The organism is Streptomyces sp. NPDC036764 (genome assembly GCF_055609385.1).
This window is the reverse complement of sequence record NZ_JBVJPT010000011.1, coordinates 252562-274280: the sequence shown is the minus strand read 5'-3', so window position 1 is coordinate 274280 and position 21719 is coordinate 252562. Positions and strand designations below refer to the sequence as shown.

19 protein-coding genes are annotated in these 21719 nt (G+C 71.6%); 12 read left to right on the top strand and 7 right to left on the bottom strand.

What is annotated here, in order from left to right; all coding sequences use genetic code 11:
* Positions 1-6: 6 nt before the first annotated feature.
* The gene (locus ACZ69Q_RS32705) at positions 7-1194 is read right to left on the bottom strand and encodes an ROK family transcriptional regulator (RefSeq protein WP_471048851.1); all 1188 of its coding nucleotides are present in this window, start codon (positions 1192-1194) and stop codon (positions 7-9) included.
* A 219-nt stretch (positions 1195-1413) separates the two neighbouring features.
* Here ACZ69Q_RS32705 and ACZ69Q_RS32700 point away from each other — a divergent pair, with 219 nt between their 5' ends.
* The 7 genes from ACZ69Q_RS32700 (at position 1414) to ACZ69Q_RS32670 (ending at position 10088) form a co-directional block, all read left to right on the top strand.
* Positions 1414-2646: a serine hydrolase domain-containing protein gene (locus tag ACZ69Q_RS32700; protein ID WP_471048850.1), complete on the top strand. Its 1233-nt coding sequence runs from the start codon at positions 1414-1416 to the stop codon at positions 2644-2646.
* Between the two features lie 89 nt (positions 2647-2735).
* On the top strand, positions 2736-4133 hold the full coding sequence (locus ACZ69Q_RS32695) for a CAP domain-containing protein (RefSeq protein WP_471048848.1): 1398 nt from the start codon (positions 2736-2738) through the stop codon (positions 4131-4133).
* Positions 4134-4198: 65 nt separating this feature from the next.
* Entirely contained in the window at positions 4199-4876 is a 678-nt protein-coding gene (locus ACZ69Q_RS32690; protein WP_107909757.1) for an AIM24 family protein, read from the top strand.
* Positions 4877-5081: 205 nt separating this feature from the next.
* Positions 5082-6146 (top strand): tetratricopeptide repeat protein, encoded by a 1065-nt coding sequence (locus tag ACZ69Q_RS32685; protein WP_471048958.1) that lies wholly within the window; start codon positions 5082-5084, stop codon positions 6144-6146.
* Positions 6143-7213 (top strand): polyprenyl synthetase family protein, encoded by a 1071-nt coding sequence (locus ACZ69Q_RS32680; protein WP_471048845.1) that lies wholly within the window; start codon positions 6143-6145, stop codon positions 7211-7213. Before ACZ69Q_RS32685 ends, ACZ69Q_RS32680 begins: the two co-directional genes overlap by 4 nt.
* A 138-nt stretch (positions 7214-7351) precedes the next feature.
* On the top strand, positions 7352-8311 hold the full coding sequence (locus tag ACZ69Q_RS32675) for a threonine/serine dehydratase (protein ID WP_471048844.1): 960 nt from the start codon (positions 7352-7354) through the stop codon (positions 8309-8311).
* Between the two features lie 163 nt (positions 8312-8474).
* Positions 8475-10088: a serine/threonine protein kinase gene (locus ACZ69Q_RS32670; RefSeq protein ID WP_471048841.1), complete on the top strand. Its 1614-nt coding sequence runs from the start codon at positions 8475-8477 to the stop codon at positions 10086-10088.
* Here the strand turns inward: ACZ69Q_RS32670 and ACZ69Q_RS32665 are convergent, their stop codons facing one another.
* Positions 10089-11525, bottom strand: a complete 1437-nt coding sequence (locus ACZ69Q_RS32665; protein ID WP_471048838.1) for a serine hydrolase domain-containing protein — start codon at positions 11523-11525, stop codon at positions 10089-10091.
* A gap of 112 nt (positions 11526-11637) precedes the next feature.
* Here ACZ69Q_RS32665 and ACZ69Q_RS32660 point away from each other — a divergent pair, with 112 nt between their 5' ends.
* A complete protein-coding gene (locus ACZ69Q_RS32660; protein ID WP_471048835.1) occupies positions 11638-12609 on the top strand; it encodes an LLM class F420-dependent oxidoreductase in 972 nt (323 codons plus the stop codon).
* A gap of 121 nt (positions 12610-12730) precedes the next feature.
* On the top strand, positions 12731-13774 hold the full coding sequence (locus tag ACZ69Q_RS32655; RefSeq protein WP_471048832.1) for a hypothetical protein: 1044 nt from the start codon (positions 12731-12733) through the stop codon (positions 13772-13774).
* A 30-nt stretch (positions 13775-13804) separates the two neighbouring features.
* Here the strand turns inward: ACZ69Q_RS32655 and ACZ69Q_RS32650 are convergent, their stop codons facing one another.
* Both ACZ69Q_RS32650 and ACZ69Q_RS32645 read right to left on the bottom strand, forming a co-directional pair.
* Positions 13805-14287, bottom strand: coding sequence for a DUF6328 family protein (locus ACZ69Q_RS32650; protein ID WP_471048830.1), 483 nt, complete (start codon positions 14285-14287; stop codon positions 13805-13807).
* A gap of 84 nt (positions 14288-14371) precedes the next feature.
* Positions 14372-15355, bottom strand: a complete 984-nt coding sequence (locus tag ACZ69Q_RS32645) for an aldo/keto reductase (protein WP_471048826.1) — start codon at positions 15353-15355, stop codon at positions 14372-14374.
* A 138-nt stretch (positions 15356-15493) separates the two neighbouring features.
* Here ACZ69Q_RS32645 and ACZ69Q_RS32640 point away from each other — a divergent pair, with 138 nt between their 5' ends.
* On the top strand, positions 15494-17182 hold the full coding sequence (locus ACZ69Q_RS32640) for a cholesterol oxidase substrate-binding domain-containing protein (protein WP_471048825.1): 1689 nt from the start codon (positions 15494-15496) through the stop codon (positions 17180-17182).
* Positions 17183-17189: 7 nt separating this feature from the next.
* Here ACZ69Q_RS32640 and ACZ69Q_RS32635 read toward each other — a convergent pair whose 3' ends face one another.
* Positions 17190-18395: an FAD-dependent monooxygenase gene (locus ACZ69Q_RS32635; RefSeq protein WP_471048823.1), complete on the bottom strand. Its 1206-nt coding sequence runs from the start codon at positions 18393-18395 to the stop codon at positions 17190-17192.
* A gap of 360 nt (positions 18396-18755) precedes the next feature.
* On the opposite strand from ACZ69Q_RS32635, the gene melC1 reads away from it, so the two are divergent.
* Positions 18756-19175 carry an apotyrosinase chaperone MelC1 gene (gene melC1, locus ACZ69Q_RS32630; RefSeq protein WP_471048820.1) on the top strand — a complete coding sequence of 140 codons (420 nt, stop codon included), beginning with the start codon at positions 18756-18758 and terminating at the stop codon, positions 19173-19175.
* A 34-nt stretch (positions 19176-19209) separates the two neighbouring features.
* Positions 19210-20034 (top strand): tyrosinase MelC2, encoded by an 825-nt coding sequence (melC2, locus tag ACZ69Q_RS32625; RefSeq protein ID WP_471048817.1) that lies wholly within the window; start codon positions 19210-19212, stop codon positions 20032-20034.
* A gap of 19 nt (positions 20035-20053) precedes the next feature.
* Here the strand turns inward: melC2 and ACZ69Q_RS32620 are convergent, their stop codons facing one another.
* Both ACZ69Q_RS32620 and ACZ69Q_RS32615 read right to left on the bottom strand, forming a co-directional pair.
* A complete protein-coding gene (locus ACZ69Q_RS32620) occupies positions 20054-20746 on the bottom strand; it encodes a ribonuclease H family protein (protein WP_471048814.1) in 693 nt (230 codons plus the stop codon).
* 74 nt (positions 20747-20820) lie between these two features.
* The gene (locus ACZ69Q_RS32615) at positions 20821-21621 is read right to left on the bottom strand and encodes a VOC family protein (RefSeq protein ID WP_471048813.1); all 801 of its coding nucleotides are present in this window, start codon (positions 21619-21621) and stop codon (positions 20821-20823) included.
* Between the last annotated feature and the right edge of the window lie 98 nt (positions 21622-21719).

Genomic DNA, 21719 nt, shown 5'->3' with positions numbered 1-21719 from the left:
GTTGGTTCAGCGGTTCTGGCGCTGGTCGTCGGCTCGGATGAAGGACTGGATCGCGGTGGCCGCGGCCCCGCGCGCCCACTCCTCGAAGGGCAGTGGGCGGGTCTGTACGTCGCACTGGGCGGCGGTGCCGAACGCGGCCGCGGCGAACGCGTCGCGGATCTGTTCGGCGAACAGGTCGTAGGCGGCGAGGCCCTCGCCGGAGATGATCACCCGCTCGGGGCCGAGCAGGTTGGCCACGGTGGCGATGCCCCGGCCGATGGCCTCGCCCGCGCGGGCGTAGGCCTCCCGGGCTCCGGCGTTCCCCCGGTGGGCGAGCGCCGCGGCCTCGGCGGTGTCGGCGACCTCGACACCGGTGCTCTCGCGGATCCGCCGGACGATCGCGGCGTCCCCCGCGATGGCCTCCACGCAGCCGCGGTTGCCGCAGTGGCAGGGCGGCCCTGCCGGGTCGACGGTCACATGCCCGATCTCCCCGGCCACGCCGTGCGCCCCGGCGACGACACGGCCGTGCACCACGAGGCCGCAGCCGATGCCGGCGCCGACGGTCACGACGGCGAAGTCGGACAGTCCGACACCGGCGCCGAACCACTGCTCGGCGACGGTGAGGGCCCGTACGTCGTTGTCGACGGTGACCGGCAATCCGGTGGTGGCGGTGGCGAGTTCGGCGAGGGGTACGTCCCGCCACTCCAGGAACGGCGAGTACCGGACGACTCCGGCGCCGCGCTCCACGTCTCCGGAGACGGCGATGCCGAGGCCGAGGACCGGGACGCCCAGGTCGCCCGCCTCCGCGAGCAGCGCGCCGGCGAGTTCGGCGACCGAGGCCAGCACGCTCTTGGGCTCCCGGTCGGGGAGCGGGGCGTGGCGGGCGACGCGGATGCGGCAGCACAGGTCGGTGAGCACACCGATGATCGCGTCGCCGGTCACCTTCAGGCCGATGAACAGCGCCCGTCCCCCGTCGACCCGTACCGGGTTGGCGGGGCGGCCGAGCGCGGGGCGGGCGTTCTCGTCCACGTCCTCCACCAGGTAGCCGGCCTCGATCAGGGGCCGTACCGCCTTGGTGACGGCGGCCGGGGACAGTCCTGCCCGCCGGGCCACCTCCAGACGGGTGAGGGGCCCATGGCTGAGGACGGTGGTGAAGATCTGCGAGGCGGCCGGCGTGTTGGCCGGGAACGTCTCGGCGCGGTGGATCGAGGACATGACCGGAACCTAGAGCCCTTATTTTCCGTCGTCAATAAAAGAAGCAGGATTCGTTCGCCGGCTCCGGACCCCGGCGTTCGAGGACTCCTACCCGGTGATCGATGTCTGTCCAACTGTGCGTCGTCTGTGGCGATGTGACGGGATGCGAGAAGGTTGCCCCGCACGCAGATGATCGTTCTCGTATCGGCAGCACATCGACGGAAAACGGGAGGAACCCGCATGGTCTCAGCAGCGGTGGTCAGAGGTACGGCGGTGGCGGCGGCCCTTGTGTCGCTCCTGGCGGTCCCCGCGCATGCCGCGCCCGTGGAGCCCGGCACCACCAGGGCCGGCGCCCCGACCCCGGACGTCACGGGGCTGTGGAACGTCCTGCGCACGGCGCGGCGGAACGGCGCGCCCGGCGCGATGGCCCGTCTCGAGGACGGCGCCACGGTCCACTGGGCGGCCGTGGGTGTCGCCGACCGCAAGAGCGGACGGGCCCTCAGCAACGCCGACCGGTTCCGCATCGGCAGCATCACCAAGGTCTTCTCGGCGGTGGTCCTGCTGCAACTGGCCGACGAGAAGAAGCTGTCGCTCGACGCCCCGGTCGACCGCTATCTGCCGGGGCTGCTCCCCGACAGGCGCATCACGGTGCGTCATGTGCTCAGCCACCGCAGCGGCCTGTCCGACTACACCAACGACATGTTCGCGCGGTCGGTCCCCGGCTTCGAGGCGGTCCGCAAGAAGGTCTTCACCTACCGGCAGCTCGTGAACCGCTCCCTGAGCAAGCCGCGGACCACCAAGCCGGGCGGGGCGTACTCGTACTCCAACACCAACTTCGTCGTCGCCGGCATGCTCATCGAGAAGCTGACCGGGCACTCGGTGGGGACCGAGTACCGCAACCGGATCATCGAGCCGCTGGCGCTCACCGACACCTTCTACGTGCACCCCGGGACGAAGATCCCCGGCCGGTACGCCCGCGGCTATCTCACCCCGGACACCGCCGGCGCGGCGCTCGTCGACGCCACCGAGCAGACGGCGTCCTGGGCGCAGAGCGCGGGAGCGGTCATCTCCAGCACACAGGACCTCAACACCTTCCTGTCGGCGCTGCTCGGAGGCAGGCTGACCTCCCGGACGCAGTTGGCCCAGATGCAGCGCTGGGTGCCGGCCGGCAGTACCCAGGCGTACGGGCTCGGGCTGCGGCGGCGTGATCTGTCGTGCGGAGTCTCCGTCTACGGCCACACGGGCGCCGTACAGGGCTACTACTCCTACGCGTTCGCGTCCAAGGACGGCAAGCGCAGCCTCGCCGCGCTCGCCAACGCCTCCAACAACGGCACGGTGCACAACACGATGCTGCGCACGCTGGAGTCCGCGTTCTGCGGCAAGGCGACGAAGAAGGCGCGGTCTGCCGACGCGCCCGTCGAACGGCACGAGGACATCGCGCCGGGCAACTCGCTGGACCTCGACGAGGACTGAGGGCGCGCGTCGGGTGGGAACCCTCGGGGTCCGGTGCGCGTTTTCCGGACATCCCCACCGGATCCCGAACCACCCACCAGGACGGCCCGATGAGCGAGTTGGTCCCCGGCGGCAATCTGCCCCTCCCGGGCGGCGGCGTGACCGTCCGGGTGCCCGGCCCCTTCGACGTGTCCGCGCTCATCACCGACGACAGCGGCAAGGTGCGGGGCGACGCCGACTTCGTGTTCTACAACCAGCCGTCCGCGCCCGGCGCCCGCCTGAACGGCGACACGCTGAGCGTCGACCCGCCGCGTCTGCGCACCGGGGCGACCCGGATCACGGTGGTGGTCAGCCCCGCCGATCCCGGCATCCCCCTGGGCCGGCTGCCCGCGCCCGTGCTCCAGGTCACCGACCCGGGCGGGCGCCCGATCGCCCGGTTCGCCCCGCCGCGCCCGGGGCCGGAGACGGTGCTGCTGCTCGCCGAGGTCTACCGGCGTGGCGGAAGCTGGAAGCTGCGGGCCCTCGGGCAGGGGTACGCGGACGGGCTGGCGGGGCTCGCGCGGGATTTCGGGGTGGATGTGATCGAGGACGCCACGCCGTCGCCGGCACAGCGGACAGCCGCCCCGCCCATGCCCAGCGCTCCGCCCATGCCGAGCGCTCCGCCGATGCCCACGTCGCGGTCCAGGATGCAGACGCTGGCCGCTCTGACGGTCCCGGACTTCCCCTCCCCCGACCCCGACGGGTTCCTCGGTCTGGTCAACTCCGCGCGCGCCGACGTCGGTTCGCCGCCCGTCGCTCCCGACGCCCGTCTCGCCTCCGCGGCCCGGGCGCACGCCTCCGCCATGGCCGCGGCGGGCCGCCTCGGCGTCGAGGGCCCCAACGGCGTCTCCGTGTACCAGCGCATCACCGCCGCCGGGTACGCGTACATCACCGTCGGCGAGCACCTGGTCTCCGGCCCCCGCACCCCCGCCGAGTTCGTCGCGTACTGCCTGCGCACGGAAGGCGCTCGCCGCACCCTGCACGACGCCGCCTTCACGCACGCCGCCGTGGCGCAGGTCAGCGGCGGGCGCTCGGACGACACGTACTGGACGGCGCTGTGGGCCAGGCCCCTCGCACCGGGCGTTCTGCCCCGCACCGCGGCCGAGGTCGTCGACCTCACCAACCGTGAGCGGGCCAGGGCCGGGCTGCACCCCCTGGCCGTCGATCCAGCGCTGACCGCGGCCGCGCAGTCCTACAGCGCGGACATGGCGGCCCGCGCCTTCTACTCCCACACCTCGCCCGAGGGGACCCAGCCGTGGGACCGGGCGGCCGCCGCGGGCTCCCGGATGCGGGCGATCGGCGAGAACATCGCGTGCGGTCAGCGCTCCCCGGCCGAGGTCGTGGAGGGCTGGATGAACAGTCCGGGACACCGCGCCAACATCCTCAAGCGCGACTTCACCCACATAGGCATCGGTTTCGCGGGCGGCGGCCCGGCGGGCACGTACTGGACACAGCTCTTCGGCGGCTGACCGGATCGAGTCCGCGACACGCCGCGATCTAGGCGGAACGGGGTCGTCCGGGACACGATGCCCGCATGAAGGGTGACCTCTTTTCCAGCGAGCACATGGTCCAGCCGGCCACCGCGCCGGGCATGACTATCGAGAACGCCAAGTGCATCAAGTACGCGGTGAACGGCGAGATGCACGCCCGTCAGGGCGCCATGGTCGCCTACCGCGGCAACCTCCAGTTCGAGCGCAAGGGCCAGGGCGTGGGCGGCATGCTCAAGCGGGCCGTGACGGGTGAGGGGCTGCCGCTGATGGCGGTGCGCGGACAGGGTGAGGCCTGGTTCGCGCACGAGGCGCAGAACTGCTTCATCGTCGACGTCGACCCCGGCGACGAGTTCACGGTCAACGGCCGCAACGTGCTGTGTTTCGACGCCTCGTTGTCGTACCGGATAGCGACGGTGAAGGGCGCGGGCATCACCGGCGGCGGTCTGTTCAACAGCGTCTTCACCGGCCAGGGCAGGCTGGGGCTGATCTGCGACGGCAACCCCCTGGTCATTCCGGTCTCGCAGCAGTACCCGGTGTACGTCGACACCGACGCGGTGGTCGGCTGGACCGCCGGACTCCAGACCTCGCTGCACCGCTCGCAGTCCCTCGGATCGATGCTGCGCGGCGGTTCCGGTGAGGCCGTGCAATTGATGCTGCAAGGTCAGGGCTATGTCGTGGTGCGACCGAGCGAGGCGACACCGCAGAAGCCGCAGCAGCACTGAAGCGCCCCCGCGAGGTGATCTGCGCCTCACGAGCAACCCTCTCCGCCTTGCCGACGTCTTGATCGACAACAAGTGAAGCCCTGGCCCGAGCATATGGCCAGGGCCGGTTCTCAACGCTCTATACACGCCATGTATACCGTTGCTGTATACGCACCATGTATACACAGCGGGTAGAGACGGTGTGTATATCGATCGAAAGGCATCGATGTACGGCAAGGCATTCGCCCCGGAGTACCAGGGCGCCCTGACCACTTTGTCCGTGAACTCGTCGCTCACCGACGTCCTGGCCGCCGGCACCGAGCAGTTGAGAGCGGCCGAGCGGTCCGGACAGCACGGCGAGGCGGCCCGCTCCGGGCTCGCGGTGGCCGAGGCGCACCGCCGGCTGGGGCAGATCGGGGACGCGGACCGTGCCTGGAAGGCGAGCTACCGCGCCGCCCGGGAGGCCGACGACACGGGGGCCATGGCCTGGGCGCTGTGGAGCGGCGGCACGCTGGCCCGCCAGCGCGGCGCGTTCCCGCTCGCCCGGCGGCTGCTTCAGCTCGCGGCGGACCTCGGCGAGCGCGGCGGCGACATCGTCGTGCGCGGCTACTCGCTGGCCGGGCTCGCGGAGACCGGCCGTATCCAGGGCGACTACGCGGCCGTCCACCGGCTGCACGAACAGTTGCTGGCCGAGGCCCGGCGGCGCGGCGAGGCCCGGCACACCGTGTGGGCGCTGGAGGGCATCGCGCAGATCCACCGCAACACCGGCTCGTACGACACCGCGTACACCCTGTTCGAGGAGGCGGCCGAGATCGCCGCGCGCGCCGAGGACCGGCGTGGCCACGCCTGGGCGCTGCGCGGGCTCGCCGACGTCGTCTCCGTGCGCGACGGCGACGTGGAGCGGGCACTGGCCCTGCTGTCCGAGGCGGAGACCACGTGCCGCGCGATGAAGCTGTCCAGCGCGCTGGCCTACAACCACAAGATGCGCGGCAACGTCCTCTACCGGGCCGGGCGTTACACCGAGGCGCGGGCGCTGTACGAGCAGGCCCTGTCGGAGTTCCGTGCGATGAGCGAGCCGCGCGGGGAGGCGCTGTCCCGCCTGGGGCTGGCGAAGTCGCGGGCCCAGTTGGGGCGGGACCGTACGGAGACGGCCGCCGAACTGGCCGAGCTGGCCGATGTGCTGGAGCGCATCGGGCTGCGGCACGCGCGGGAGATGGTGGCACGTGCCCAGCGGGAGTTCGGCGTCGACGAGGGCGCCGTGGCGGGCGCCGAGGCGGTGGGCGCACTGTGACGGCCTCCTCTTCGGCGCTGCGGGCTCCGTCCGCCGCCCACCGGCGCACCTCGACGGTCCACTTTCCGGTGGACGCCGGCCAAGTCCTGGACCGCTGCCGGACCTTGGTGCGGCCCGCGCTGCGGGAGGCCGTGGAGCGGACCCATCCGTGGGTCGGCGAGATGGCCGCGTACTCCTTTGGCTGGTGCGAGGTCGGCGGGGCGCCGGCCGCGGCCTCCGGCGGCAAGGGCGTGCGCCAGGCGCTCGCCGTGCTCGGGGCGGAGGCGGCCGGTGCGCCCGGCCGGGCTGCGGTGCCCGGGGCGGTCGCGGTGGAGCTGGTGCACGCCTTCTCCCTCCTGCACGACGACATCATGGACGGTGACGAGGCACGGCGGCGCCGCCCCACGGTGTGGAAGGCGTACGGCACGGGACCCGCCGTCCTCGCCGGGGACGCGCTGTTCGCGCTGGCCGTCGAGACGCTCGCCGCGGCCGCGGAGGGCCCTCGGGCGGTGCGGCTGCTGTCCGTGGCGCTGCAGGATCTGGTGCGCGGGCAGGCGGACGACCTGCTGTTCACCACGCGTCCCTGGACGGGTCCTGAGCGGGTGCGGCCCGACGAGTACCGGACGATGGCCGAGCACAAGACGGGCGCGCTGCTGGGCTGCGCGGCCGCACTCGGCGCCCTGCTCGGCGGCGCACCGCCCGCCACCGTCGCCGCGTTCGACCGCGCGGGCCGGCATCTGGGCATCGCCTTCCAGGTCGTGGACGATCTACTCGGCATCTGGGGCGACCCCGCCGTCACCGGCAAACCGGTCCACGGCGATCTGCGGGAGCGCAAGAAGACGTATCCCGTACTGGCCGCGCTCGACTCGCCCGTCGCCGGCCGGCTCGCCGCGCTGCTGGAATCGGCCGCCGAACCCGGCGAGGTGGCCGCGCTGATCGAGGAGGCGGGCGGCCGGGCGGCAGCGCTCACGGAGGCACGGCGCCATGTCGCCGCCGTGGAGGCGGCCTTGGCGGACGTCCCGCTTCAGGAGGGGCCCGCGGAGGAACTGGCCTCGCTCCTCGACTTCCTCGTACGACGCGATCTGTGAGAGCCCGGTCCACGCGTGCGGCGGCGACCTTCCCCGGCATCTCGCCGCCGCCCGCGAAACCGGGTTGACCGGCGGCATCCCGCGCGTCAGGGTGCCAGGCGGCGTGGAACCCCGCCCCACGCCGGAAAGGTGACTGCCTTGATCGGGATCTCGGACGTCGAAGCCGCGGCCGACCTCATCGCCGGCCACGTCGTACACACCCCGACCGTACCCAGCCCCGGCCTGTCGGCCCTGCTCGGTGTCCCGGTCACGGCCAAGCTCGAACTCCTCCAGCGCACCGGGTCGTTCAAGGCCCGTGGGGCGACGGCGAAGCTGCTGTCGCTGAGCGAGGACCAGCGGGCGGCCGGGGTCGTGGCGGTGAGCGGCGGCAACCACGGCATCGCCCTGGCGATGACCGCCGCCGTCCTCGACGTGAAGGCCACAGTGGTCATGCCGCGCTCGGCGCCCGCGCACGCCGTGCGGATCGTCGAGGACGCCGGGGCGTCGGTGCGCCTGACGGACGACATGCCCGGAGCGTTCTCGCTCGTCACCCGACTGCGGGACGAGGGGCTGACCCTCGTCCATCCCTTCGACGACCCCCTGGTGATCGCCGGGCAGGGCACCGTCGGGCTGGAACTGGCCGCCGACGCCGGTGAGCTCACGGACGTGATCGTCAGCGTCGGGGGCGGCGGACTCATCGCCGGAGTCGCGGCGGCGCTGCGGGCCCGGCGTCCAGGCGTGCGGATCTGGGGTGTGGAGACCGAGGGCGCTGAGGCCATGTCCCAGGCGCTGGCCGCGGGCGGGCCGGTACCGGTGGCGTTGGCCTCGATCGTGTCGACGCTCAGCGCACCATCGGTTTCGCAGCTCACGTACGACCATGTGGCGGCCCAGGTCGACGAGGTGCTCGTGGTCCCGGACCGGGAGGCGGTCCGGGGTGTGCTCGACCTCGCCGAGCACGCCAAAGTCTGGACCGAGCCGGCCGCGGGCTGTCTGCTGCCGGCCGCCCGGCGCGTGCTGGAGCGGGTCGGGGAAGGCGCCCGGCTCGGGCTGGTCGTGTGCGGCGGCAACGCGACGACCTCCGACATGCATCGCTGGGCGACGGATTTCGGCCTTCGCTGAGCATTCGAGACCAATTCCTCGCGCCTTTTCACCAGCTTACTCATGCGTAAGAAAGCAAATGAAAAGAAGCACCCTTTAGTTGAGGATTTCGTTGAACGCTTCCCATGACGTCTCGCGTACTTCCTGTGAGAAATGAGAGCCAGGGGTTCAGCGAGGGATGGCCATGGTCAAGGCGCGAGTCTCCACACCCGAGTTGGTCGCCGGAAGGTACCGCCTCGTCGATGTCGTACATCGCGAGACGAACCGCGTCGGCTACTTCGGCGAGGACCTGGAGACCGAACGTCCGTGCCTCCTCACCCAGATCGGGCTTCCCGACGATTCGGGCCCCGACGACGCACGCCGGGCCACCTCGCGCATCCTGCGCACCTCGGAGCGGATAGGGCTGCTGCGCCCGGGCCGGGTGGCCACCGTTGTGGACGCCGTCGAGGAGTCCGGCAGCCTGTGGATCGTCACCGAATGGATCGACGGCACACCGCTGGGGGAACTCCTCGCCCAGCAGGGCACGTTGAACCATGTGCGGGCCGCGCGTATCGGCCTCGAACTGCTCGATGTGCTGGAGGCCGCGCACGTCGCGGGCATCACGCACGGCGAGCTGAGTCCGGGCCAGGTGCTCGTGGGCGCCGACGGGTCGGTCGTGGTCACCGGCTTCGGCCTGGCCGGAGCGACCCTCGCCCCCCGCGTCGCCGCACCGTCGTACGCCTCGCCGGAGCAGGCCCGCGACGAGCGGATCGGGCCTGCGTCGGATCTGTGGGCACTGGGTGCGATCCTCTACACGATGGTCGAGGGGCGCCCGCCCTATCGCGAACGGGACCGGCCCGAGACCACGTTGAAGGGGGTCGACCGGCTTCCGCTGCGCGCCCCGGTGCGCGCCGGACCGCTCACCCAGGCCGTGCAGGGGCTGCTGCGCAAGGACTCGCGGGAGCGGCTCAGCAGACCGGTGGTCCGTGAGGCGCTGGCCCGTGTCCTCAACGATGACCCCGAGACGGCCACGCAGGCCATGCAGCGCCCTCGGCTGCGTGGTCGATACGCAGTCGGCCCCACCTGGGGCAGACGCGCCATGGTCATCGGCACGGCACTGGCCGTGGTCACCGTGGCGGCCGCCGTCCTGGTGGTGACCAGCGGCGGGCAGGACGACTCGGACTCCTCGGCGACGGGTACGGCACCCGGTCCGTCCGCCTCCACCGGCGCACCGACCGGCCCGTCCCCCACCGCCACGCCCAGCACCTCCCCCACCCAGGAGGAGACGGTGCCGGGGGTAGGGGCGGGGCCGGGGGCAGGGGCCCCTACCGTCTCCCCCTCGGGCACGGCGCTGCCCGACGGGTTCCGGACGTACACCTCACCCGACGGCTTCTCCGTCGCGCTGCCCGAAGGCTTCAAGCCCCTGGCCACCAGTCGGGCCTCGGGCGTGGCGTACCGCGTCTTCTTCGGCGCCGAGGGCGACGACCGCAGGCTCGCGATCACATACAGCGAGGCACTCGGTCCGGACCCCGTCGCCGTTTGGCGTGACGACGTCCAGCCCGACCTGGAGGAGCGCAGCGGCTTCCGTCGGATCGGCGACATCGAGGCGACCACGTACCAGGGTTACCGGGCAGCCGACATGGAATGGGTCTCGGACAAGGACGGCACCCGGCTGCGCACCTTCGGCCGCGGCTTCCTCATCGACGACCACCGTGGCTACTCGCTGCGCTGGACGACGCCGGACGAGGACTGGGACGACCCCGGGAACCAGGAGGCCCTGGACACGTTCCTGCGGACCTTGCGGGTTCCCGGGGACTGATCAGGCCGACGCGCGGGGAGCGCTCATCGCCCGCAGCGGCAGGGCATGCAGCGGGTCCGTGCGCCAACGGGCCTTGAACGTGCGGTCCTTGAGGGAGCACGTGACGTCCAGGTGGTGCGGGGTCTCCAGGAAGGCGACGTCCACGGCGAGGGTGTCGGCGTCGGTCCAGCCGCCGCTGACCGCGGTGGGCACCCGTCCCTCGGTGACGGTCCATCCGGTGTCCCCGAGCCGCACCTCGAACGGGTGCCCGTCCTCGGTGAGCGTCAGGGCCCAGCCGTCCGCGCCGGGCGTGAGGTCGATCGCCGTCAGCTTGGGCAGCGGTGCGCAGACACCGCCGTCCGGCGTGAACGCGGCGGCGGACCAGGCCTCGGCCCCCTCGGGCGGTGCCGGCTCACCGGTGGCGGGCGGCAGGGCCAGGCCGGCCAGCCGCTCCGCCAGGGCCGCGTCCGCCGACTCGCCGGCCGTCAGGGGCGCCGGCCCGAACGCGGGCAGCAGATGCTCCCAGACCAGGTTCAGCACGGTCTGCATGTCCCAGGTGTCCGCCGTCGTCGCGATCACGGCGTCGTGCTCGGGCAGCACGATGCAGAACTGGCCGAATGCGCCGTCGCCGCGATAGCCGTGCCGGGACATCCAGAACTTGAAGCCGTACCCCTGCTGCCAGTCGTCGCCGGGCATCACACCGCCGTTCGCGATCTGCGTGCGCGTGGCCTCGGCGACCCACGACTCGGGCAGCAGCCGCTCACCCTCCCAGACGCCGCCGTTCAGATAGAGCTGGCCGAGCCGGGCGATGGCGTCGGTGGTGGCATGGAGTCCACTGAAGCCGAGCTCCCGGCCACTGCGGTCACGCAGCCACGCGACCTCGCCGATGCCGAGCGGATCAAGCAGCCGCGGGCGCAGATACTCGGTCAGCGACTGGCCGCTCGTACGCTGCACGATGGCGGAGAGCGTGAAGGTGGCGGGCTGGTTGTAGGCGAAGACCGTGCCCGGATCGCGCGGCGGGGGCACCAGGAGGAATCCGCGCACCAGATCCTCACGATCGCGCTCGCGCGCCTCGAAGACGGTGTCCGTCTCGTGCCCACTGGCCATGGAAGCCACATGCCGCACCAGCATCGCCCGGCTGCGCGGGTCGGTGATGTCGGCGTCGAGCTCGGGGAAGTACGAGATCACCGGGTCGTCGAGCCGTATCAGCCCCTCGGCTGCAGCGATCCCGGCGGCGGTCGCGGTGAAGCTCTTGCTGATCGAGTAGAGCAGGTGCGGGCGTTCGGCCGTGTAGGGCGCCCACCAGCCGGAGGCGACCAGATGGCCGTGCCGCAGGATCATCAGGCTGTGCGGCTCGATCGTGGGGGCGGCGTCGAGGGCGTCGAGGAAGGCGAGGACACCGGCGGCGTCGACGCCCTGGGCGGCGGGGGTGCTCGAAGGCAGCGCGCGGGCAGACATACGTGCATCCTCCCCCGGCTTGCGGGCGTCGTCCGGAACTCCTTGCACCCCAGTTCGGGACCCTGCCCCCTCCGTCCCGTTTTCGACGCTCCTGTCCGGGGACTCGGGCCCCATGGTGAAGATCGGATACACGATGATGACGGAGCAGGCCGGCCCCCGTGACCTGGTGGACCACCTGGTCCGCGCCGAGGAGGCGGGCTTCGACTTCTCCGTGGCCTCGGACCACTACTTTCCGTGGCTGCGTTCGCAGGGTCACTCGCCGTACGTCTGGAGCGTGCTGGGCGCGGCGGCCCAGGCAACGCGGTGGATCCCGTTGATGACCTTTGTGACGTGTCCGACGGTCCGCTACCACCCGGCGGTCGTGGCGCAGAAGGCGGCCACGATGCAGTTGCTGTCCGAGGGCCGGTTCCGGCTGGGGCTCGGGTCGGGCGAGAACCTCAACGAACATGTGGTGGGCGGCGGTTGGCCGTCGGTGGACGTACGACACGAGATGCTCGAAGAGGCGGTGGAGATCATCCGGGCGCTCTTCGGCGGCGGCCATGTGAACCATCGAGGCACGCACTTCGACGTGGAGTCGGCCCGCCTGTGGGACCTGCCGGACGAGCCGCCGCCCATCGGTGTCGCCGTCTCCGGGGAGCAGTCCTGCGAGCTGGCGGGCCGGCTCGCCGACCTGGTGATCGCCACGGAACCCAATGCGCACCTGCTGGAGGCGTTCGACCGGCACGGCGGCGAGGGCAAGCCGCGCGTGGGTCAGCTACCGGTGTGCCACGACCCCGACCCGGACGTCGCGCTCAGGCGCGCCCACTCCCAGTTCCGCTGGTTCGGCGGCGGCTGGAAGGTCAACTCGGAGCTGCCGCACCCGGACTCGTTCGAGGCGGCGACCCGGTTCGTCACGGCGGACGACGTCGCCGAGTCGATCCCGTGCGGCGACGACCCGGACACCTTCGTCAAGGCCGTCCGCCCGTACGCGGAGGCGGGGTTCACCGAGATCGCCCTGGTACAGATCGGAGGCGAGGCGCAGTTGCCCTATCTCGACTGGGCGGAGTCGGCACTGCTGCCCGCGCTGCGGGACGCCCTCGGCTGACCGCACGCACACCACCGCGCCCCGGGCGGCGCCGGGTGCCGCACGAACGTCATGCACGGGTGCAATAGGCTGCCGGTCGGCACTTTTCGCCTTCCGAGCAGCTCGTACAGGAGAGTCACCCGTGACACTGGCGTTCGTCCCACCCGAGACGTCCTCCGCACCTCAGGCCCCGCTGTCCGACCTCGTCGCGCGGGACGCGCGTGAGTTCGGGGTCTACGCGCGGACCGGCGGCTGGGCCTTCGGCCTGATGGTGGCGCGCAGCGTCCGGCCCGGCGGTCAGGGCGCCGGCGAGACGCCGAAGGTGTCGGCGAAGGAGTTCGCCGAACTCGCGGGCTGCTCCGCCGAGCGCGTCATGCGCTACTACAAGGCCTGGGACCGCGCCGCCGACGACGGTCTCGTGCCGCAGTTCGAGGCGCTCGCGCCGGGCCAGGAGGTCGAGCTGCCGGACGCCGACGTGTGGCTCAGTTACTACGTCTCCCGCAACAGCGCCACCTCCGAGCGCGGCACCGCCATCTCCGAGGCCGCCGAGGCCGAGGGCATCCGCCCGACCAAGGCCCTGGAGGTCGCCGAGAACCCGACCGCGCTGCGCGCCGCGATCCTCGCCGACCCCTCCACCGCCCGCGCGGCCCGCCAGGCGCTCCTGGACCGAGTGCGCGAGGACCCGGAACTGCAGGCCGAGCTGGCGCGCGACGTCGTACGAACCGACGACCTGAAGAAGGCCGTCGCCACCGAGAGCCGGTCGGCCGACCGGATCGGCTACGTCCGTCAGATCGCCGAGTCGGGTCAGATCAAGACTCCGGCCGGGCAGACCGTGGACGCGCCCGTGGACCTGCGTGAGGAAGCCGAGCGGCATCTGTCGCTCATCGACGAGCTGGAGGAGGACGAGGACACCGGCGAGTGGGCCACCGATGCCTACGACACCATGAAGTCCCTCGTCGTCGAGGCCGTGGAGGCCGACCCCGAGCTGCGGGTCCAGGAGCGGCGGACGAAGTTCTACAACAGCCTCCAGCGGGCGACGAAGGTCTTCGAGGAGCTGACCTTCGACGATGTGCAGGAGTTCGTCGAGGACGACATGGTCCAGCGGCTGGAGGAGCTCCAGCAGGCCGTCTCCACGTGCATCGCCGCGCTTCAAAGGGCGCGGGGCGGGTCGGCGCCGCAGGAGTAGGCGGGCCTCATGACGGCGCAGCGCCGCCGCTCACTCCGTGTGGCGGCGGCGTGCCCACAGCGGCAGCGCGAACCAGCACACCAGGTACCAGACGACCACGCCGGCGACCAGCCAGGGCACGAAGTCGTCGTGCGTGGCGACGCGCAGGATCAGCAGGAGCGAGCCCGTCATGGTGCACAGCAGCAGGACCAGGCCCACCCAGGTGAACCGGCCGGCCCACTCCACCGCCTGCGGCTTGATACGCCGCCCGGACACCAGACGGTGCAGCGACACGGGGCCGATCAGCGCGCCGGTGGCAGCGGCACCCAGGACCACCGTCGCGATGTAGATGGCCTGGTCCGTGTCATTGAGGCTGTTGTACCTCGGCGTGAAGACGACGGTGAGCAGGAAGCCGAACAGGATCTGCACGCCCATCTGGGTCACCCGGACCTCTTGGAGCAGCTCGGCCCATCTGCGGTCGGCCCGCTCCTCCTCGGTCTCGTCGCGGCCCATCTGTCCGTCCGGTTCAGTCATGCGCTAACAGGTAACCCCGTCGTGGACCGGTCAAACGGCCGGACTCCGGGAGGGGCGAGGCCGCCGCTCCCGGAGCCGACGCGCCTACCAGCGGTTTTCCACCTGCTCCTTGATCCGCCGGTCGTAGAGGTCCCGGATCGCGGTGAGCGTGTCCGCGGACAGCTCCGGCAGCGCGGCGGCGGCCGCGTTGGCCTGGGCCTGCTCGGGTGAGCGGGCACCCGGGATGACGGTGGTCACGCCGGGCTGCTGGATGATCCAGCGCAGCGCGAGCTGGGCGGGCGTGCAGCCCTCAGGGGCGAGGGCGGCGAACTCGACGGCCGCCTCCACACCGGAGTCGTAGTCGACGCCGGAGAAGGTCTCTCCCTGGTCGAAGGACTCGCCGTGCCGGTTGTAGGTGCGGTGGTCGTTCGCGGGGAAGACGGTGTCCTTGGTGTACTTGCCGGACAGCAGGCCGGAGGCCAGCGGGACGCGGGCGATGATGCCGACGCCCGCCTCCTGCGCCGCGGGCAGCACCTCCAGCAGGGGCTTCATCCGGAACGCGTTGAGGATGATCTGCACACTGGCCACGCCCGGCCGGGCGATGGCGGTCAGCGCCTCGGCGCAGGTCTCCACGCTGACGCCGTACTGGGCGATGCGCTCCTCCTGGACCAGGGTGTCCAGGGCGTCGAACACCTCGTCCGTGGAGTAGACGGGCGTCGGCGGGCAGTGCAACTGGACCAGGTCGAGGCGGTCCACGCCGAGGTTGCGCCGCGAACGGTCGTTCCAGGCACGGAAGTTGTCGAGGACATAGTTCTCGGGGATCTGGTCGACGCGGCGGCCCATCTTGGTCGCCACGAAGATGTCCAGTTCGGGCCTGCCGCGCAGGAAGCCCGCGATGGTCTGCTCGCTGCGCCCGTCGCCGTACACGTCGGCCGTGTCGAAGAAGGTCACCCCCGACTCGACTGCGGCGTCCAGCACCGCAAGGGCTTGCTTGTCGTCGACGTCTCCCCAGTCGGCACCCAATTGCCACGTACCGAGACCGACGACGGATGCCCGCTGACCCGACCTACCGATTACACGCTCGTCCATGGCGTCAGTGTGTCATTCGCCGGTCATCGGTGCGGAGCTGGCCCCTCCGCTGACGCCCCCCGTGAATCCTTCACTCACACGAGTGAATCGGCTCGAACGGGCAAGCGGTTACTGTCGGGCCGATCCTAGGTTGGGTCCGTGATCGACAACATCAGCCGCAGGAGCTTCCTGCGCACCGCCGCCCTGGCCGCTGTACCGACCCTGCTCCCGGCCGATCCGGCCGTCGCGGCACAGGAGTTGCCGGACTTTCCCGCGGATGTGGCGCTGTACCGCTCGGCCTACCGCAACTGGGTCGGCGAGATCACCGCCGACGGGCTGTGGGCCTGCGCGCCGGCCGGCCCGGACCAGGTGGTCGCCGCCGTCAACTGGGCCTGGCGGCACGGCCGGCGGGTTCGCGCCCGGGGTGCCTCGCACGGCTGGTCGCCGCTGACGATCACGCCGGGCACGCCGTCGGACGCGCCGGTCCTCCTCGTCGACACCGCCTCCCACCTCACCGGCATCTCCCTGGAATCGCCGACGTCCGTGCGCGCCGGTGCGGGCGTCACCCTGGAGGCCCTGCTCACCTACCTGGAGGGGCACGGCCTCGGCGTCACCGCCGCACCCGCGCCCGGCAACCTCACCCTCGGCGGCGCCCTCGCCGTCGACGCGCACGGCTCCGCCGTACCGGCACTGGGCGAGCGGCGGCTGCCCGGGCACACGTACGGCTCGCTGAGCAATCTCGTGCTGTCGCTGACGGCCGTCGTCTGGGACGAGGACAGCGGCGCGTACACGCTGCGCACCTACCACCGCGACGAGCCGGACTGTGCCGCGCTGCTCACCCACCTCGGCCGGTCCCTGGTCACCGAGGTGGTGCTGCGGGTGGGCGCGAACACGAACCTGCGATGCGTCAGCCGTACGGACATCCCGGCCGGGGAGCTCTTCGCCGCGCCCGGCGCCGGCGGGCGCACCTTCGAGAGCTTCCTGGACCGGGCCGGGCGCATCGAGGCGATCTGGTTCGCCTTCACCGAGCACCCGTGGCTGAAGGTGTGGAGCGTCTCCCCCACCCGGCCACTGACCGCACGGCAGGTGAGGACGCCGTACAACTACCCGTTCTCCGACAGCGTTCCGACCCCGGTGGCGGACCTGGCGGGGCGGATCGTGTCGGACGGGGCCTGGTATCTGGCCCCGGTGCTCGGCAACGCGCAGTACGACGCTGCCGCGCTCGGCCTGGTGGCCACGCTGTCGGCGGACATCTGGGGGCCGTCCAAGAACACGCTGCTGTATCTGAGGCCGACGACGCTGAGGATCGCCACGAACGGGTGCGCGGTACTCACCGCCCGGAGCCAGGTGCAGCGCGTCGTCAGCGAGTTCACCGCCTTCTACCGGGAGCGGCTCACGGCGTACGCCGCCCGGGGCCGGTTCCCGGTCAACGGATCGGTGGAGATCCGCGTGACGGGCCTCGACGATCCGGCGGACGTCGGCCTGGACGGGGCGCGGACGCCGCTGCTTTCGGCGCTGAGCCCGCGAGGTGACCGGCCCGAGTGGGACACCGCGGTGTGGCTGAACATCCTGACGCTGCCCGGGACGCCGTACGCGGAGGCGTTCCTGCGGGAGATCGAGCAGTTCATGCTGGGCACCTTCGACGGCGGAGACGCCATGACGCGCGTCGAGTGGTCGAAGGGCTATGCCTACACGGATGACGCCGCGTGGAGCGACGGCGAGGTGCTGGGCTCGGTCGTGCCGGGCGGCTTCGGGGCGGGGAGGTGGGGGCAGGCCGCCGGTGTGCTGGACCGGCTCGACCCCCACCGAGTGTTCGGGAACGCCTTCCTGGACCGGTTGTTCGAGTAGCGGGCGGCTATTCGCGGGCCACTCTGCCCTGCACGGCGCGTGCGACCCTCGGCCCGAGCCAGCGCTTGAGGCGGCGCAGCGCCTCCAGTTGCCCGGCCGCCCGGTCGATCCGGTAGTAGAGCTGAGGCGGTACGTAGGGCAGCAGGGGTGAGTGGCGCTGGCCGAGCAGGGCGAACATCTGCTGCGGGGGCAGGCCCATGTAGCGGGGCAGGTTCTCGTACCACAGGGCGCTGTGGCGGGCGGCGCTCTGGGGGGACAACAGGGCCGCCTTGCGCTGACGTTCGTACCGGGCGAGCGCCTCCGGGAGGGTGGGTCGCTCGTGCAGCGCGCCGGCCAGGGCGATGGCGTCCTCCAGGGCGAGCGTCGTACCGGCTCCGATGGAGTAGTGGGTGGTGTGGGCGGCGTCGCCGATCAGGACGACGTTGCCGCGGTGCCAGGTGCGGTTGGTGACGGTGCGGAAGTTCAGCCACTGCGTGCCGCCCTCGGCGGACGGGCGGCCGATGAGGCGGTGGCCGTCGAGGATCCCGGCGAAGAGCTTCTCCAGCAGGGCCAGTCCGTCGGCCTCCTTCGCGGTGTCGAGGCCGAGACCGGTCCAGGTCTCGGGGGCGCACTCGACGACGCAGGTGCCGGCCTCGGGGCCGTAGCCGTAGCCGTAGCACCAGATCCAGCCGTGGCCGGTCTCGACGAAGGCGAAGGTGAAGGCGTCGAAGACCCTGCTGGTGCCGAGCCACACATAGCGGTTGCGGCCGGTACCGATCCGGGTGCCGAAGTGGTCGGCATGGCGGGCGCGCAGGGCACTGTGGACGCCGTCGCCCGCGACGACCAGGTCGGCGGCGGGCAGGTCGTCCGGGGTGATCGTGCTCCCGAACTCCAGGAGTACGCCCAGCGAGCGGGCGCGTTCGGCGAGGATCTCCAGCAGCCGGTGGCGGCCGATGCCGTGCCCCTCGTCGCCGGGCCGACGGGTCGTCAGGTCTCGTACGTGGGCCACGCCCTCGTTCCAGCGCACCGAGCTCGCCTCGACCGCGCGTGCCGTCTCGGGGTCGTGGGCGCGCAGTTCCTCGAGCAGGCCGCGCCAGTACGTGACGCCCCAGCCGTAGGTGGTGCCCTCCGGGTTGCGTTCGTGGACGGTGATGTCGTGGGACGGGTCCCGCAGCTTCAGCAGGATCGAGAGATACAGACCGGCGGGCCCGCCGCCGACGCAGGCGACCTTCACGCATACCCCTAGAAATTTCCCAATACGGTCATTTTGGATCCGCAGGGTAGCAGGGCGGGGGCGCCGTTCCGCGACGTTCCGGATCGCGCCAGTTTCAGCGGGTGAGGCACACCACTGGCGCCGCATCCGCCCGCCAAGGACCACCGGAAACGCGACTCCCAGGAGAAGGAATTGCCCGTTCCGGCTAGGCGCGAGGCCACCTACAGCAAGATCATCTTCGTTCAAGCTTGCACGACATGTGGCCACTTGTCCGGATCGAGGCCAACCACTCGCGACCGATTTCTCCCGCTCTCGTGGGGCCCGATAGGTATGCGTGGACAGCACCCGAACGCACCATCGAACCCACCCCAGGAGGTCCGTATGCCGGAACTCAGCCGTCGTCGCGCGCTCACCGCCGCGGCCGCCCTCGCCACCGCCGCCGGCGCCGGCGCCCTCGTCCAGACGCTCAACGCGCCCGCCGCGTCCGCCTCGGGCCGGTCGGAGCACTCGGAGCACACCGGGCACTCGGAGCACGACCAGCACTCCCTCGCGCCCTTCGACGAGGTCTACAAGGGCCGTCGGATACAGGGCCGGCCGGCCTCGGGCGGCGCCCACCAGCATCACGGCGGCGGCTATGCCGTGTTCGTCGACGACGTGGAGCTGCATGTGATGCGCAACGCCGACGGGAGCTGGATCAGCGTCGTCAGCCACTACGCCCCGGTGCCCACCCCGCGGGCCGTCGCCCGCGCCGCCGTGGACGAGCTCCAGGGCGCAGCGCTCCTGCCCTTCCCCGCCAACTGAACAGCCCTACCCGCACTTTGGAGCACCAGCGACCATGACCGTCCGTAAGAACCAGGCCAGCCTGACCGCCGACGAGAAGCGCCGATTCGTCGCCGCCCTCCTTGAGTTGAAGCGCAGCGGCCGCTACGACTCCTTCGTCACGACCCACAACGCCTTCATCGTCGGCGACACCGACAACGGCGAGCGCACCGGCCACCGTTCACCGTCGTTCCTGCCCTGGCACCGCAGATTCCTGCTCGAGTTCGAGCGCGCGTTGCAGGAGGTGGACGCCTCGGTCGCGCTGCCGTACTGGGACTGGAGCACCGACCGCTCGATACGGTCGTCCCTGTGGGCGCCCGACTTCCTGGGCGGCACCGGGCGCAGCCGTGACGGGCAGGTGACGGACGGGCCGTTCGCGGCGTCGACCGGCAACTGGCCGATCAATGTGCGCGTCGACGGCCGTACGTTCCTGCGCCGCTCGCTCGGCACGGCCGTGCGGGATCTGCCGACCCGCGCCGAGGTGGAGTCCGTGCTGGCCATGCCGACGTACGACATGGCGCCCTGGAACAGCGCATCGGACGGCTTCCGCAACCACCTCGAAGGCTGGCGCGGGGTCAATCTGCACAACCGTGTCCATGTGTGGGTCGGCGGGCAGATGGCCACCGGTGCGTCGCCCAACGACCCGGTGTTCTGGCTGCACCACGCCTACATCGACAAGCTGTGGGCGGACTGGCAGCGGCGCCACCCCGGCTCCGGCTACGTGCCGGCCGCCGGGACGCCGAACGTGATCGACCTCAATGACACGATGAAGCCGTGGAACGACGTGCGCCCCGCCGATCTGCTGGACCACACCGCGCACTACACCTTCGACGCGGCCTGAGCCGCGCAGGGCCGGTCGGTCAGGCGTCCGCGGTGCGGCACTCCGGGTGGCCCCAGCCCTGGGCGTTCTTGGCGATCGGCTCGCCCGCCGCGTAGCCGCGACCGCAGAGGCAGCGGCCGGGGAACTTGGCCTTGATGGTCCGCGCGGAGCCGCCGTTCTTCCGGGCGGCCGCGATCTTGCGGCGCGGCGCCTTGGTCTGCGGGGTGTCCGGGGAGGGCGGCGGCTGAGGTGAACCGAGCTCGCTGCCCGCGGACTCCTGCACGGTGGCGGCCTGGCTGGCGGCGCGGTCGGCGAAGTCGTTGAGCGGGTCGCCGTCGACCTGGTGGGCGGGGACGTAGCGGAACTCGACCTTGCGGCCGTCGAGCAGTTCGTCGATGCGCACGACCAGGTCCTGGTTGGCGACGGGCTTGCCCGCGGCCGTCTTCCAGCCGTTGCGCTTCCAGTTGGGCAGCCAGGTGGTGACGGCCTTCATGGCGTACTGCGAGTCCATGCGGATCTCCAGCGGTACACCGGGATCGATCGCCGTGAGGAGCCGTTCCAGCGCGGTCAGTTCCGCGACGTTGTTGGTGGCCTTGCCGAGCGGCCCCGCCTCCCAGCGGGACGGGGTCTCCGTCTCGTCGGCGACGACCCACGCCCAGCCCGCCGGCCCTGGGTTTCCCTTGGAAGCCCCGTCGCACGCGGCCACAACACGTTCACGCATGCGCCCGATCATGCCATGGGCCGGCGGGCCGACCGGTCGCGGGTGCGATCGCCGATCAGTCCCGGTCGGTCGTGGTCAGCCGTCGATCACGAGACGTCGGTCGTCTTTGGCATCTCGCCCTCGGTCGTGGTGACGTCGATCACCGAGAAGTTGGCGCCCTGCGGGTCGCTGAGCGCGGCGAACCGGCCGAACGGCGAGGTCATCGGGCCGAAGCGGAGCACCGCACCCTGCTTGGTGGCGCGGGCCACGGCGTCGTCGCAGTTCTCGACCGTGAAGTAGACGTTGATGTAGGAGGGGACCTCGGGCGGGAACTCCTCGGTCATCCGCATCCGGCCGAGAACCATGTCCTCGCCGATCGAGTAGATCCGGAAGTCGACCGCGTCGTCCTCCATCTGTTTCGCGCCGTATCCGAAGACCGCCGGGAAGAACGCGTCCGGCTTGTCCCGCTCGCGTGTGAAGACCTCGCCCCAGCAGAAGGCGCCCGGCTCCTCCATCGGAGCCTCGAAGCCCTCGTGCGTGCCGGGCTGCCACAGTCCGAACACTGCGCCGCTGGGTTCGCGGGCCAGGCACATGGTGCCGAACTCGCCGACCGCCATCGGCTCCATCAGGATCTCGCCGCCGTTCTCACGGATCTTGGCGGCGGTGGCCTCGGCGTCGGAGGTGGCGAAGTAGAGGCACCACTGCGACTGGCCCTCCTGGCCGGGCATGGGCGGGACGACCGCGGCGGCCGCCTTCTCGTTCGCGTAGGCCTGGGTGTAGTTGCCGTACTCCGATGATTGCTCGCCGAACGTCCAGCCGAGGACGTCGCCGTAGAAGTTCTTGGCTCCCTCGATGTCGCTGAACATCGCGTCGGCCCAGATGGGGGTTCCCTCAGGTTTCGCGGCCATGGCTGCGGCCCTCTCCCGGATCGGTGAGTTGTCCGGATTCTTACGCTAGTCACCGGGCAGTCGGGTCGCGCGCCGAATGCCCGGTTCCGTTCCAGACT